The sequence below is a fragment of the Rhodococcus sp. Leaf278 genome (assembly GCF_001426085.1).
Classification (GTDB): domain Bacteria; phylum Actinomycetota; class Actinomycetes; order Mycobacteriales; family Mycobacteriaceae; genus Rhodococcoides.
Genome location: NZ_LMRR01000043.1, coordinates 1 through 16,943 on the forward strand (window position 1 = coordinate 1; position 16,943 = coordinate 16,943).

Below are 16,943 nucleotides of genomic sequence, written 5' to 3' on the forward strand. Positions count from 1 at the left end.
GTCGAGGACGATGAGTTCGATGTCGCGAGCATGTGGGGTCGGTGTTGCCGGCGCATATGGTGCCGTCGGCGTTGGTGATGCTCGAGTCGATTCCGTTGACTCCGGCAGGCAAACTCGACCGAAACGCACTACCCGAACCCGACTGGTCCGCTCAGGTCACCACAGGCGGCCGCGATGCCGACAATGCGGTCGAGAAAACACTGTCCGGATTGTTCGCCGAGGTCCTGCGGTTGGACCATGTAGGCGTCGACGATTCGTTCTTCGCGCTCGGCGGCGACAGCATCATGTCCATTCAGTTGGTCTCGCGCGCCAAGGCTGCCGGGCTCGCCCTCTCGCCACGAGATGTGTTCGAGCACAAGACAGTTGCCGCATTGGCGGAGGTAGTCGCAGCCGGTGACGGGACTGCTCCACTGGTGCTGGAGGAATTGCCGGGAGGCGGCGTCGGAGACGTACCGCTGACCCCGATCGTGGCATGGATGCTCGATCGCACGGCAGTGCTCGACAAGCACACTCAGACCGCTGTGCTGACGCTTCCGGCGGACATCGAACTCGACGTCCTTCGAGCCACGGTTCAGACGGTTCTCGATCACCACGACATGCTTCGAGGCGTGCTGCATCGCGGTGAACACCCCGCGATGGAGGTTCTGCCCGTCGGATCGGTGTCGGCGCAGTCGGTAGTCCACCGAGTCTCGTCGTCCACAGTTCACGGACCGCAGTTCTCGGAGCAGGCCAAGACGGAGGCAGCGGCTGCTGTGGCCCGCTTGGCACCTGATTCCGGCGTCATGATCCAGATGGTGTGGTTCGACGCAGGAACCGAGGGAAGCCGTCTGCTCGTCGTCGCTCATCACCTGGTGATCGACGGTGTCTCCTGGCGAATTCTGGTACCGGATCTCGCGTCGGCATGGGCGCAGATCATCGGCGGAAGCACTCCGGAACTAGCACCGGTCGGCACCTCGATGCGCCGTTGGTCTCACGGATTGCGTGAGGTCACCGCAACCCGCGCCGACGAGCTCGAGATCTGGCGATCTGTTGTGGCGCAACCTGATCCGCTCATCGGATCTCGCGCGCTCGATCGCGAGATCGACGTGTACCGGACCGTGGACAAGATCGAGCTGACCCTGCCGACCGACGTCACCGAGGGTCTGCTGACTGCTCTGCCCGATGCGTTCCACGGCAGTGTCAACGACGGTCTACTCGCCGCTCTCGCCCTCGCCACCGCCGTGTGGCGACGAGGTCGCGGCGTGGTCGTCGACGACGCTCTCATCTCCCTCGAGGGTCACGGCCGTGAGGACCACGTCGTACCCGGCGCTGATCTCGGCCGCACCATCGGCTGGTTCACCACCATCTACCCACTCAGATTGACCCTCGACGGTATCGATCTGGACGACGCTCTCGCCGGCGGTGCCGATGCAGCGCGCCTGATCAAGTCGGTCAAGGAGCAGTTGCTGGCCGTCCCGGATCACGGTATCGGCTACGGCATGCTGCGTTACCTGGACGAGACGGGTGCCGCTGCTCTTCGCGACTTCCCGGCTCCACAGATCAGTTTCAATTACCTCGGGCGTTACAGCACCGACATTCCGGACGAGCTTCGCGGGCACGGTTGGTTGCCGGTCGACGATTCCGGTGTCGGCGATTCGCAGGACGAGGATCTCCCCGTCGCCGCTGTGCTCGACATCAACGCCGTCACCACGGCGACACCGACCGGCCCGCGACTGGAAGCGTCGTTCGCGTTCCCCATCGGCGTGCTCGACGCGGCCGAGGTCGCAGAGCTGGTCGAACTGTGGCGTCAGGCGCTCACCGCGCTGACCAAGCTGGCGCAGCGTCCCGGTGCAGGCGGTTTCACGCCGTCGGATCTCGATCTCGTTCGGCTCGACCAGAGCTCCATCGACGACCTCGAACGCGTCTACCCGACGCTGGACGACATCTGGTCGATGACGCCGCTGCAGGCCGGTCTGCTGTTCCACGCCGAGCTGTCGGATCAGTCCGTCGATGCCTACATCGTCCAACTCGTGCTGGAACTGCGCGGGGACGTCGACGAGGCGCGCTTCCGACGGTCCGCTCAGGCGCTGCTGCGTCGACACGCCAACCTGCGAACCGCCTTCGTACACAACACGGACGGCGAGTCCATCCAGATCGTGCATCACGATGTCGACGTACCGTGGTCGTCGATCGACCTCACCGGTCTGGACGTCGACGACCGGGCAGCCGAGCTCGAGCGCATCGAACACGAGGACCGAGCCACCCGTTTCAACATGGCTCAAGCTCCGTTACTGCGCTTCATGCTGATCACGATGGCTCCGGGCGAGTGGCGTCTGGTGATGACCAACCATCACATTCTGCTCGACGGCTGGTCGACTCCGCTGCTGCTCAAAGACCTCTTGACTCTGTACGTGGTGGACGGCGACGAGACCGTTCTGCCTCGCGTGCCTGCCTACCGCGACTACCTGTCGTGGCTCGCCAGACGTGACCGTTCGGCAGCAACTGCGGCGTGGACCGATGCGCTCGCAGGGCTGTCCGAACCCACACTGCTGACGCCGGTCGAAAGTCGTCGCCAGGAATCGACTCTGGCCGGCCGCGCACTGATCTCGCTGGACACGGCGCAGACCGACCGTCTGCGGGCCGTCGCCCGAGCACGCGGCGTGACGATGAACTCCATGGTGCAGGCGTCGTGGGCCATGGTCCTCGGCACCTTGACCGGACGGTCCGATGTGGTGTTCGGCGCGACCGTGTCCGGACGACCGCCCGAGGTCTCCGACATCGAGTCGATGGTCGGCTTGTTCATCAACACCCTGCCGGTCAGAATCGTGCTCGATCCGTCCGAGACACTCGGTGAATACCTCGATCGGGTGCAGGCCGAGCAGGCTGCTCTGCTCGATCACCACTACCTCGGACTCACCGACATCCAGCGGGCCGTGGGGCCGGCCGTCGCCTTCGACACCCTGACGGTGTTCGAGTCCTACCCGATGGACCGCGCAGGACTGTCGGCCGAGACCGACCTCGCCGGCATGCACGTTCACGACGTTCACGACGGCAGCGACACGGCGCAGTATCCACTGACCCTGGTCGCCATGGTCGACGACCGCCTGCACATCGAAGCCAAATATCTGCCCGAGCTCTTCGAGGACAGCGTCGTTCGAGCAACGATCGACAGGATCGTCCGGGTATTGGAGGCCATTGCTGCCGATACCGATCGGCGGATCGGATCGCTGTCACTGTTGTCCGAGGACGAGCTGGGCCGATTGGCCCCGGTTCACGGCCCGGCGTCGTCGAGTGTTCGTCTGCTCCCCGAGATCCTCACCGATGCTGCGGCGACGAACACCGACGGCCTCGCACTGTGGAGTGAGAGCGGCAGCCTCGGCTACGACGAGCTCGACTCACGGTCGTCCGCTCTTGCCCGTGCGCTCATCGCCCGCGGTGCCGGACCGGAAACCGTTGTCGCACTTGCTCTACCTCGCTCCGTCGATTCGGTCCTCGCCATCTGGGCTGTCGCCAAGACGGGCGCGGCATTCCTGCCGATCGATCCGAGCTACCCCCGCGATCGCGTAGAGCACATGTTGGTCGACTCGGAGGCCTCGATCGGTCTCACACTCGCCACCCACGTGTCTGCGGTCGACGGTCTCGGGTCGGCCCGGTGGACCGTCCTCGATCAGGACGAGACACGCGCCGAGCTAGAACATCTCCCGACCACCCCCGTTCGCGACGACGATCGAACGCGTCCGATGCATGTCGATCAGGTTGCCTATCTGATCTACACGTCGGGCTCGACCGGTGTCCCCAAGGGCGTCACGGTCACCCATCGCGGTCTTGCAAACCTGGCAGAGGAAGAGCGAAGCCGTTTCGAGGTATCTCCCGATGCCCGAGTTCTGGCTTTCGCTTCGCCGAGCTTCGATGCCTCCATCCTCGAACTGGTCATGGTGTTCTCCGGTGCCGCGACGATGGTCATCGCACCGACCTCGGTCTACGGTGGCACCGAGCTGGCAGCACTGCTCGCCGAGCAGAACGTGACTCACGCGTTCGTCACGCCTGCCGCACTGGCGTCGGTGGACCCCGAAGGCCTCACCGAGCTGCGCGTCGTCGCCACCGGTGGAGACGTCTGTCCGCCCGAGCTGGTGGCTCGCTGGGCACCGGGTCGTCTGATGTTCAATGCGTACGGACCCACCGAAGCGACGATCTTCTCGTCGATCAGCGATTCGCTGAACGTAGATTCCCCGATCGACATCGGTTCGCCGACAATCGGTTTCAGCGAGGTCGTTCTCGACGCACGGTTGCACCCAGTTCCGGTCGGAGTTGCGGGAGAGCTGTATCTTGCCGGACCCGCGCTGGCTCGGGGCTACCATTCCCGATTCGGTTTGACCGCAGACCGATTCGTCGCAAACCCCTTCGCCGAGCCGGGCGCGCGAATGTACCGCACCGGAGATGTCGTGCGGTGGACCGAATCCGGAACGCTCGAATACGTCGGGCGCAGCGATTTCCAGGTGAAGGTGCGCGGCTTCCGCATCGAACTGGGCGAGATCGACGCAGTACTCACCGACGATCCGACGGTCGAATTCGCCACCACGGTGGGAGTCGACGGTCCCGCGGGAAACACGATTCTGGTCGCCTACGTTCTCCCGCGGCCGGGTCGACAGATCGACACCGCATCCTTGCGCACCCATGTGTCGAGTTCACTTCCCACACACATGATCCCGACGGCTTTCGTCGAGCTGGAGTCGATTCCGTTGACCCCGGCCGGCAAGCTGGATCGAAAGGCACTGCCTGCGCCCGACCTCCATCTCGGAAGTGATTCACGTGCCCCGCGTACCGAGACGGAACGGATCATCGCCGAGATCTTCGGTGAGGTGCTCGGAATCGACGCTGTCGGCATCGACTCGAGCTTCTTCGATCTGGGCGGCGACTCCCTCAGCGCTACCCGACTCACTGCACGGGTCAACACTGCCCTCGACGCTGCGATCAGTGTGCGCGCCCTGTTCGAGGCCCCCACGGTCGAATCGCTCGCAGAGCGTGTGGACAGCAATCCGCAAGGGACGGTTCGCCGCCCAGCACTGGTGGCGAAGCCGCGGCCGAGTTCGATTCCGTTGTCCCTCGCTCAGCAGCGAATGTGGTTCATCAACCAGTTCGACGTGACGTCGGCGGCGTACAACATCCCGCTCGCGGTACGCCTGACCGGTCGCCTCGACATTGCCGCGATGAGTGCAGCCGTCAACGATGTTCTGGAACGACACGAGTCGCTGCGAACGGTGTTCCCCACCCAGGGAGAGCGACCCGAGCAGAAGATTCTCGATGCACAGACTGCGTCGAGGGAGCTCGACGTCGTCGATCTCGAAGCCGATGCGATCGTGGCGGCCGTGTCGGCTGCCGCGGCACAGGGGTTCGACGTCTCGACCGAGCTGCCGTTCCGCGCGGTTCTGTACCGTGTGGCACCCGATGAGTTCGTACTCTCGATCGTCGTGCATCACATTGCCGCGGACGGAGCGTCCATGGCACCGCTGGCGCGAGACGTGATGGTGGCCTACGGATCCCGTGTCGCCGAGACGGCTCCGATGTGGACACCGCTCGAGGTTCAGTACGCCGACTTCGCGATCTGGCAGCGTGATGTTCTCGGTGACGAGTCCGATCCGTCGTCCTTGGCCGCACAGCAGCTCGACTTCTGGAAGACCGCCCTGGCGGATCTGCCCGAGGTCCTCCCGCTGCCGTTGGATCGCCCGCGCCCGGCTCGTCAGTCGTTGCGTGGCAACAGTGTTCGATTCGAGATCGAGCCCGACACCCACGCCAAGCTGGTCGACATCGCGCGCGCCAACGAGGCAACCGTCTTCATGGCCGTGCACGCTGCATGGTCGGTCCTGATGGCACGACTGAGCGGCACCGAGGACATCGCGGTCGGTACCCCCATCGCCGGCCGCGGCGACGCCGCGCTCGACGATCTGGTCGGCATGTTCGTGGGTACGCTCGTTCTCCGTACCGAGGTGGCACCGCAGCTCTCGTTCGTCGATCTGCTCCGTGCTACGCGCACAGCCGATCTGGCGGCGTTCGACAACACCGACGTCCCGTTCGAGCGGTTGGTCGACGTACTCGACCCGACCCGTTCGACCGACCATTCGCCACTGTTCCAGGTACTGCTCGAATTCCAGAACAACACCTCGGCGGCGCTCGAGTTGCCGGACCTGACCGTCCAGGCCGTGGACATCGACGCACACGTGGCGAAGTTCGATCTACAGCTGACCGTTGCGGAGAAGTTCGACGAGACCGGTGCACCGTCCGGCATGACTGCGGCGATCACGTACGCGGTCGACGTGTTCGAGGAATCGTCCGTCCAGGAGTTCTCGGCACGCTTCGGCGCTGTCCTCGACGCAGTCACTGCCGATCCCGACAGTGCTGTCGGCGACATCGATCTGCTGCTTCCCGGCGAGCTCGGTGCGATGACGCACGAGTGGAACCATGCGGGTCTCGAGGCAGACGACTCGACCTTGTCCGACCGATTCGCCGCTGCTGCAGCACGATTCCCGGATTCGCGTGCCGTCGTCTTCGGTGATCGATCGATGACCTACGCCGAACTGGACGAACGTTCGAGTCGCTTGGCCCGGGTTCTCGTCAGTCGCGGCGTGACGTCCGAATCACTCGTTGCGGTCGCCATGCCACGTGACGAGCAGCTGATCGTGGCGCTGCTCGCTGTCATCAAGTCCGGCGGCGGATATCTGCCGATCGACGTCTCCTACCCCGCGGACCGACTCGCGTTCATGCTCGAGGACGCCTCGCCCGTCTGCGTCATCTCCACCGTTGCCGACAGTGCCTCGGTTCCGGCCTCCGATCTCGAGGTTCTCCTGGTCGATTCGCCCGAACTGATCGACGAGCTGAACGGTGTCTCCGGCACTCCGCTGACGGATGCGGACCGCTCGGGCACGACCAGTGCAGATTCGATCGCTTACGTCATCTACACCTCGGGCAGTACCGGCCGTCCCAAGGGCGTCCAGATCGCGCACCGCAACGTGGCAACACTGTTCGCGAACACTGCGGACCTGTTCGATTTCGACAGCCGCGATGTCTGGACGATGTTCCACTCGTACGCGTTCGACTTCTCGGTGTGGGAACTGTGGGGCCCGTTGCTGCACGGCGGAACCCTCGTCGTCGTCGATTACTACACGGCACGCTCGCCGGAACTGTTCCGCGAGTTGCTGGTGCGCGAGAAGGTCACGGTGCTCAACCAGACACCGACGGCGTTCTACCAGTTCGCGGAAGCCGACAGGGTTGCCACCGCGGCGGTGGGAACCGCCGACGACTCCGCAGAACTGTCACTGCGTTACGTGATCTTCGGCGGTGAAGCACTCGATCTCGGACAGCTGGGCCGTTGGTATACCCGGCACGACGAGTCCGCGCCGACCCTGGTGAACATGTACGGCATCACCGAGACGACGGTCCACGTGAGCCACCTGGCCCTGACCGAGGAGTTCGCCGCGTCGGCCTCCGCCAGCGTCATCGGTCAGGCGATCCCGGCACTGAACGTTGCCGTTCTCGACGCGCGCCTGAACCCCGTGCCACCTGGCGTGACCGGCGAAATGTACGTCTCCGGGGCACAGCTCTCACGTGGCTACCTCGGACGGGCGGACCTGTCGGCCACTCGTTTCGTTGCACACCCGTCGGGCATCGCCGGCTCGAGGATGTACCGCACCGGTGACACGGCGAGGTGGAACCGCGACGGGGCGCTCGAATACATGGGCCGCAGCGACATGCAGGTCCAGTTGCACGGGTTCCGCATCGAGCTCGGCGAGATCGAGAGCGCGCTGCTCGCGTTCGACGGCGTCGCGGCTTCGGTGGTCTCGGTACGCGACGACGGCTTCGGTGATCGTCTGATCGGCTACGTCGTTGCCGAGTCGGGTCGAACCCTCGACCACGCCGCGGTCCTCGATTTCGTGGGCACCACATTGACGTCCTACATGGTGCCTGCCGCACTGATCGTGCTGGACGAGTTGCCCCTCACCGCCAACGGCAAGCTCGATCGCCGCGCCTTGCCGGCTCCGGACTTCTCGGCCAATGTCACCGAAAGTCGTTTGCCGGCAACAGAAGTCGAGTCCATTCTCGCCGGCTTGTTCGCGGATGTGCTCGGTCTCGACGCCGTTGGCGTCGACGATTCGTTCTTCGCACTCGGCGGCGACAGCATCATGTCCATCCAGCTGGTCTCGCGCGCCAAGGCGGCCGGCCTGGTACTGGCTCCCCGTGACATCTTCGAGCGCAAGACCGTGGCCGCACTGGCCGAGGTGGTCGTTCTCGGAGGCGATGCCGTCGTACTCGAGGAACTCGACGGCGGGGGAGTCGGTCCGCTACCGCTGACTCCGGTCGTCCGGTGGATGTTGGACCGTAGCACCGACTTCGGTCGGTACACCCAAACGGCGCTGCTCCAGCTCCCGGTCGGTATCGACAGCGACACTCTCGAACGCACCGTTCAAGCCGTGCTCGATCGTCACGACATGTTGCGGTCGCGTCTGTTCCAGGACTCCGACGGCACCTGGCGCGAGGAAGTATCTCCGATCGGCTCGGTGTCGGCCGCATCGGTCGTGCACGCAGTGCCGGTGAACTCGATCGACGGCTCCGAGTTCTCCACCCGCGCTGCGGCGGAACTCGATGCCGCAGCAGATCGACTCGTCCCAGCCGACGGCGTCATGGTGCAGATGGTGTGGTTCCAGGGTCCAGGCGGATCCGGTCGCCTTCTCGTCGTCGCACATCACCTCGTCATCGACGGCGTGTCGTGGCGAATCATCGTTCCGGACCTGGCGACCGCATGGAGCCAAATCGTCGCAGGCAACGAGCCCGAACTGGCCGCTGTCGGCACATCGATGCGCCGCTGGTCGACCGGTTTGGCCGAGGTCACTGCGAGCCGCGCCGGGGAACTCGGGCTGTGGCAACGCATCCTCGACGGCGAAGACCCGACCATCGGCTCGCGATCGCTGGACAAGCGAGTGGACGTCGACGCGACCGTGCAGCGTATCCGTACCTCGCTACCCGTCGAGGTCACTGAGCGACTGCTCACCACTGTGCCGAATGTCTTCCGGGGCAGCGTCAACGACGGTCTGTTGGCGGGATTGGCTCTGGCGCTGACCGCATGGCGCCGTGAACGCGGAGACGCCGTTCGTAGCGCCTTGATCACACTCGAGGGCCACGGACGTGAGGATGCCGTGGTGCCCGGCGCGGATCTCGGCAGGACCGTCGGCTGGTTCACCACGATCTTCCCGGTGCGCCTCGACCTCGGCTCCGTCGACATCACCGACGCGTTGGCCGGTGGAGACTCCGCCGGTGCACTGATCAAGGCTGTCAAGGAGCAGCTGCTGGAGATCCCCGATCACGGCATCGGCTACGGCATGCTGCGCTACCTCGATTCCGCGGGAGCCGAAGCTCTGTCCGGTTACGCCGCTCCGCAGGTCAGCTTCAACTACCTCGGACGCTTCTCGACCGGTTCATCCGAAGGCATGGAAGACGTGGGCTGGATTCCCGTCGCCGACGCAGAACTGGGTGACGCACAGAACCCGGACATGCCCGTACCTGCTGCGCTGGACATCAATGCCGTCACCACGTCGACACCCGACGGCCCGCAGCTGGACGCCACGTTCGCGTTCCCGGCCGGAATCCTCGATGCCGACGAGGTCGATCGTTTGATCGAGCTCTGGACGCAGGCACTCACCTCGATCACCGAGCACGCCTCGGCCGACGGTGCGGGCGGTCTCACTCCGTCCGATCTCGAGCTGGTCGACATAGATCAGAAATCCATCGAGGTACTGGAGAACAGATTCCCGGACCTGGACGACGTGTGGTCGATGTCGCCGCTACAAGCCGGTTTGCTCTTCCACGCGCGCCTCGCGGGCGAGGTCGGCAGCGACACTGCCGGTGTCGACGCCTACATGGTGCAACTCGGTCTCGAGCTGCGTGGCACCGTCGATTCCGTCCGGATGCATGCCGCAGTCGACAAGCTCGTCTCGCGCCATCCGAACCTGCGGGCAGCGTTCGTCCACAACAGCTCGGGCGAATCGCTGCAGATCGTGCAGAGTTCGGTCACGGTTCCGTGGGCCGAGATCGATCTGCGCGGCGAAGCCGATGTCGAGGCTGCGCTGGAGGCAGTTCTCGAAGCCGATCGCGGCGTTCGGTTCGAGATGGACTCTGCGCCGCTCCTTCGTTTCACGCTCATCACCCTCGCCGACGATCACTGGCGACTGCTGCTGACCAACCACCACATTCTGCTGGACGGGTGGTCGACGCCGCTGGTCGTCAAGGAGCTCATCACGCTGTACGTCACCGAGTCCGACGACTCGATGCTGCCGAGGGTGCCCGCGTACCGGGATTACCTGACCTGGATGCGGCAACGCGACGTTTCGATCTCCACCGCGCAGTGGGTCAGTGCGATGGCAGGCGTCGAGGAACCGACTCTTCTGGTCACCGGCGATCGAGGTCGGCAACTGTCGACGGTCTCACGTGAATCCGAGCGCTCGTTGTCGATCGAGACCACCGCTGCGCTACGCGATTTCGCAGCACGCCGCGGCTCGACTCTCAACACGCTGGTGCAGACCGCGTGGGGCATCGTGCTCGCGACACTGACCGGTCGAGACGACGTCGTGTTCGGTGCCACCGTGTCGGGACGTCCACCTGAGGTCCCAGGCATCGAAGGCATGATCGGGCTGTTCATCAACACGCTGCCTGTTCGCGTCACGCTCGATCCGAAAGAGCCGCTGGGCGCACTGGTCGATCGTGTTCAGTCGGAGCAGGCGTCGTTGCTGGACCACCACTACCTCGGGCTGACCGACATCCAGCGTGCCGCGGGTGCCGGGGTAGCGTTCGACACGCTGACGGTGTTCGAGTCGTACCCGGTCGATCGCGCAGGAGCCTCTGCCGCAACGGATTTCGCGGGTATGCAGGTAACCGACATTCTGGGAACCGACGCCGCGCACTACCCACTGACTCTGGTCTCGTCCGTCGACGAGCGCCTGAATCTGAAGGCGAAGTACCTGCCCGAACTGTTCGACGTCGAGGACGTCGACGCGATCGTCGATCGAGTCGAGCGGGTACTCGACGCGGTGCTGGCAGACGAACAGCAGCCTCTGGCCCGACTCGGCCTGCTCGATCAGGCCGAATTCGCCTCCCTTGCACCGGTATTCGGAATCGAAGGCCGCTCCGAGCGTTTGTTGCCGGAGATCTTCTCCGACGCCGCAGCCATCGACCCGGACGCCGTCGCGTTGCGCAGCGTGGACGGTGAGCTGACGTATCGGGAACTGGACCGACGGTCGAACAGACTAGCTCGAATTCTGCTGAGCCACGGCGTGCAGACCGAGACGTTCGTCGCGCTCGGTATCGGACGGTCCATCGAGTCCGTTCTGACTGTGTGGGCGGTCGCCAAGTCCGGTGCCGCATTCGTTCCGGTCGACCCGAACTACCCGGCCGATCGCATCGAGCACATGCTGGCGGATTCCGGCGCGAGTTTCGGTGTCACCACCCGCGCCCATCTCGACGACCTGCCCTCGACCGTGCCGTGGATCATCTTGGACGATCTCGCCACGGACGGCCCGAACGGCATGAGCGACGAGCCGATAGCCGACAGCGAACGGCACGGTCGTGTCACTCTCGACAGTGCCGCGTACACGATCTACACCTCGGGCTCGACGGGCGTTCCGAAGGGCGTCGTGGTCACCCACTCCGGCCTCGACAACTTCGCGACCGAGCAGCGCGAGCGCTACGACGTCTCGAAAGAATCACGCACACTGCATGTTTCGTCTCCGAGCTTCGATGCCTCCGTGCTCGAATACCTGCTTGCATTCGGCGTCGGAGCAACGATGGTGATCGTGCCGCCGACGGTGTACGGCGGCGAGGAGCTCGCGTCGTTGTTGGCATCGGAGGCAGTGACTCACGGATTCATCACTCCGTCTGCGCTCGCATCGGTCGACCCGACCGGTCTCGACACGTTCGCCGACGTCGTCGTAGGCGGCGAAGCCGTCCCGGCCGAGTTGGTCGGCAAGTGGGCGCCGGGGCGCAACCTGTACAACGGTTACGGACCCACCGAAGCCACGATCATGTCCAACATCAGTACACCGATGGTCGCCGGCGAACCGGTGTCGATCGGCGGGCCGGTGCGCGGTGTGCACGAGGTCGTCCTGGATTCACGTCTACAGCCCGTACCCGTCGGCGTCGCAGGGGAGCTGTACCTCGCCGGTGTCGGTCTGGCCCGCGGCTACCACGATCGAATGGGCCTCACGGCCGAGCGATTCGTCGCCGATCCGTTCGGTGCGCCCGGTTCCAGGATGTATCGCACCGGTGACGTGGTGCGGTGGACACCCCATCTGACCGTCGAGTACGTCGGTCGGAGCGACTCCCAGGTCAAGGTTCGTGGATTCCGCATCGAACTAGGCGAAATCGACGCTGCGCTCTCTGCGCATCCCGCGGTGGATTTCGCGGCGACCTTCGGCATTCCGGGACCGTCGGGGGCGACGGTTCTCGTTGCCTACGTCCGTCTGACAGGGGTGGATGTCGACACCTTCGATACCGTTGTCTTGCGCGACCATCTGGCCGCTGCGCTGCCGTCCCATATGGTTCCGAGCGCCATCGTCGTGCTCGAGACCATTCCGCTCACCCCCGTGGGCAAGCTCGATCGCGCTGCACTGCCGATCCCGGAGTTCGGCGCAGCCACGTCGTACCGCGAGCCGACCACCCCTGCCGAGCTCACCGTCTCGGCGGTGTTCTCCGAGATCCTCGACGTCGACCGAGTCGGTGCCGATGACAGCTTCTTCGAGCTGGGGGGCGACTCGCTCAGCGCTACTCGTGTGATCGCGCGCGTCAACGCAGAATTCGGTACTGCCATCGGCGTTCGCACGATCTTCGAAACGCCGACGGTGTCGGGTCTGGCGAAAGCGGTCGGTACCGCAGACACCCGGACACAGCGGCCGGCCCTCGTTGCGGCTCCGCGGCCCGAGCACATCCCGCTCTCGCTCGCTCAGCAACGTATGTGGTTCATCAACCGGTTCGACACCTCCTCGGCGGCATACAACGTGCCGTTGGTCGTCAAGCTCACCGGACAGCTGGACACCGCAGCACTGGCAGCCGCGGTCGTCGACGTTCTCGAACGCCACGAGTCGCTGCGTACGACCTTCCCCGAGGGTCCGCAGTTCCCGGTGCAGCTGGTGCATCCGGCCGGCGATGTCGCACCGACGGTCGAACCCGAACGAATCGATGCCGGGGTACTGACCGATCGCGTGGCTCTGTTGGCGGGTCGCGGGTTCGACGTCACCACCGAGATCCCGGTGCATGTCGAGCTGTTCCAGGTGCTCGACACGACCGGCGCGGCGGCGGAAGATCAGGTCTTCGTTCTCGCCATGGTGGTGCACCACATTGCAGCCGACGGCGCATCGATGGCACCGCTGGCACGGGACGTCGTACTCGCGTACTCGGCTCGCAGTGCGGGACGCGCACCGGATTGGCGGCCGCTACCGGTGCAGTACGCCGATTACACGCTCTGGCAGCGTTCGCTGCTCGGCGACGAGAAGGACGAGTCGAGCGTGGCCGCGGCCCAGCTGAAGTACTGGACCACAGCGCTCGCAGGCCTGCCGGATCTGCTGCCTCTGCCCACCGATCGCCCTCGGCCCACCACTCAGGATTTCCGGGGTGGCCGGGTGCGATTCACCATCGACGCCGAGATACATCGGGCACTCGTCGAGATGACCCGCGAACAGAACGTCAGTATGTTCATGGTGTTGCACGCCGCGTTCGCCGTGGTGCTGGCACGACTGAGCGGCACCGATGACATCGCGATCACCACTCCGGTGGCAGGACGCGGTGACGCAGGACTGGACGACCTCGTCGGTATGTTCGTCAACACGTTGGTGTTGCGCAGCCGGGTTGTCGACGCCACCCCGTTCGTCGACCTGCTCATGCAGGTGAAGACACAGGATCTCGATGCCTTCGATCACACCGAGATGCCCTTCGAGCGCATCGTGGAGGTACTCAACCCCACGCGGTCGACGGCGTACGCACCGCTGTCACAGGTGGCATTGTCGTTCCAGAACAACGAGAAGGCGTCACTCGAGCTCCCCGAGCTGCGGGTGGAAGGCTTCGACTTCGACGTACCCGTGGCCAAACAGGACCTGCAACTCCTGGTGTCCGAGAATTTCGGGGACGACGGGCGACCGGCCGGCTTCGAGGCAGCGTTCGATTACGCCACCTCGTTGTTCGATGCGGCCACCGTCGACGCCATCGCAGCGCGACTGGTTCGCGTACTCGACGCCGTCGGAAGCAACCTACTCACAGCGGTGGGTGACATCGACATTCTCGGTGCCGACGAGAAGCAGGCCCTGGCACCGGCACGCGGGCCCGCCGACGTCGCGCTGCGGACATGGCCGGAGATGCTCGCCGCGTCGGTGGCCCTCGACCCGTATGCCGTCGCGGTCACGTACCGGGGTGTGAGCCTGTCCTACGCCGACCTCGACAGCTGGTCGAACCGAATTGCTCGGATGCTCATCGACTACGGCGTCGGGCCCGAGACGTTCGTCGCCCTGGCACTGCCTCGGTCGATCGAATCGGTTCTGTCGGTATGGGCGGTTGCCAAGACCGGCGCAGCGTTCTTGCCGGTCGACCCGAGCTACCCGTCCGATCGCATCGCGCACATGCTCGAAGATTCCCGCGCTGCAATGGGATTGACCGATGTCGACAGCAGGGATTCGCTACCCGACACCGTGCCGTGGCTCGTCTTGGACGATCCCGAAACGTCCTCGGAGCTGTCTCGTTATCCCGTGGACGCCGTCACCGACTCGGAGCGCACGGCGACGTTGCACCTCGACCATCCGGCGTACCTGATCTACACCTCGGGTTCGACGGGTCGCCCCAAGGGCGTCGCGGTGCGGCATCGAGGCCTGACCAACCTGCAGGCCGAGGTGATCGATCGATTCCGCCCCACGCGTGACTCGCGGGTATCTCACATCGCCTCACCGAGTTTCGACGCGTCGGTGTACGAGCTGACGATGGCGTTCGGCGTCGGTGCCACGGTCGTGATCGTGCCGCCCGGCACGTTCGGCGGCAGCGAACTTGCCGACCTGCTGGAGTCCGAACACGTCACGCACGCATTCCTGACGCCGGCGGCGTTGTCCTCGATCGACGAGTCTCGGCTCGGCACCGTACGTGTCCTTGCCGTCGGCGGCGAGGCCTGCACTCCGGAACTGGTGGCGAGGTGGGCACCCGGCCGCACGATGTTCAACGGCTACGGTCCGACCGAGACCACGATTCAGGCGAGCGTCGGTGGGCCGTTGGTCCCCGGCGGCACGGTGGACGTCGGCAGCCCGGGCACCGGATTCCGGTTCATGGTGCTCGACGCACGCCTGCGCCCGGTCCCGGTGGGAGTGTCGGGAGAGCTGTACATCGCCGGCCCCGGCACCGCACGTGGGTACTTGCGACGGTTCGGCCTCACGGCCGAGCGGTTCGTAGCCGACCCGTTCGGCACCCCGGGCGAACGGATGTACCGGACCGGTGACGTCGTACGCTGGGGGAGCACAGGTGCGGTCGAATTCGTCGGACGCAGTGACTTCCAGGTCAAGGTGCGCGGCTTCCGTATCGAGCTCGGCGAGATCGACTCCGCCCTCACCGAGAACGAACAGGTCGGATTTGCCGCCACGATCGGACACACCGCTGCGTCCGGGGACACGGTGCTCGTGTCCTATGTCCTGGCGGCAGACGGAGAGGCGGTCGACACCGAAGCGCTTCGGGATCGAGTCGCGAAAGTGCTTCCGCGTCACATGGTTCCGTCGGCAATCATCGAACTCGACGACATTCCGCTCACCCCGGTGGGCAAGCTCGACCGTCGCGCACTGCCGATACCGGAGCTGACGGTCTCGACAACGCCGTACAGGGCACCGAGTACCGACGTGGAGGCGGCCATCGCCGATGCCTTTGCTCAGGTTCTCGGAGTCGAGCGAGTCGGTATGGACGACAACTTCTTCGAGCTCGGCGGAACCTCGCTGGTGGCCACGAAGATCGTTCCTGCCATCGAAGATGCCATCGGAGTACGAGTGCCGCTGCAAGCGTTGTTCGTCGACCCGACACCGGCCGGGCTGGCCGCACGGGTTGCGTCCGACGCCGATGCCGCGGGTGCCGATCTGGATTCGGTGTTCGGTGTGATGATTCCGCTGCGTGGAGCCGGGTCGAAGGCACCGCTGTTCTGCGTCCATCCGGGAATCGGGCTCTCGTGGGGATATGCCGGTATCGTCGCAAAGCTGACCGACGACCGCCCCGTGTACGGCTTGCAGCTGCCGAGCATTGTGGAAGGTACGACGTTCGGTTCCATTCGCGACCTCGCGCACCGGTACGCCGACGAGATCCGCACTGTCCAGCCGGTCGGGCCGTACCACCTGCTCGGTTGGTCGCTCGGCGGCTCGCTCGCTCACGCGATCGCTGTGGAATTGCGCAGCACCGGTAGCGAAGTACGCACTCTCGCTCTGCTGGACAGCTATGTCGACGGCCACGACGAGGACAACGTCGACGGCGCGTTGAGCGTCGAGAATCTGCTCGGTGGACTGGGTCTCGACCTGTCGGCGCAGCCGTCGGCCGAGCCGTTGACCTACGAGCGGGGTGTAGAACTGCTCGACGAGTCCTTGGGTCAGACGACCGGCGTGACCGCCGATCATCTGCGAAGGATCAACGCTGGGTTCGAGAATTCGACGAAAATCATGGCCGAGTTCGTTCCGGATGTCTTCGACGGAGATGTTCTGTTCTTTTCCGCAACGAAGGGTGCGAGTGACGGAATTGTTCGGTCACCGCAGGAATGGCGACCGTACGTCACAGGAGATATCGTCATCCACGATGTCGAGGTTTTCCACAACGAGATGACAAATGCCGATGCGGCCGATGTAATCGGGCCGATCGTCGATTCTCATCTGGGTAATACACCTGAATAACGTTTTGGCGTGTTCTTCACATCGAGAGCACCTGTACGA

General features: G+C 64.8%; 1 protein-coding gene. It reads left to right on the forward strand.

What is annotated here, in order from left to right; translation table 11 throughout:
• Positions 1-41 precede the first annotated feature (41 nt).
• Positions 42-16,904: a non-ribosomal peptide synthetase gene (locus ASG84_RS23250; RefSeq protein ID WP_156399680.1), complete on the forward strand. Its 16,863-nt coding sequence runs from the start codon at positions 42-44 to the stop codon at positions 16,902-16,904.
• Positions 16,905-16,943: the final 39 nt, after the last annotated feature.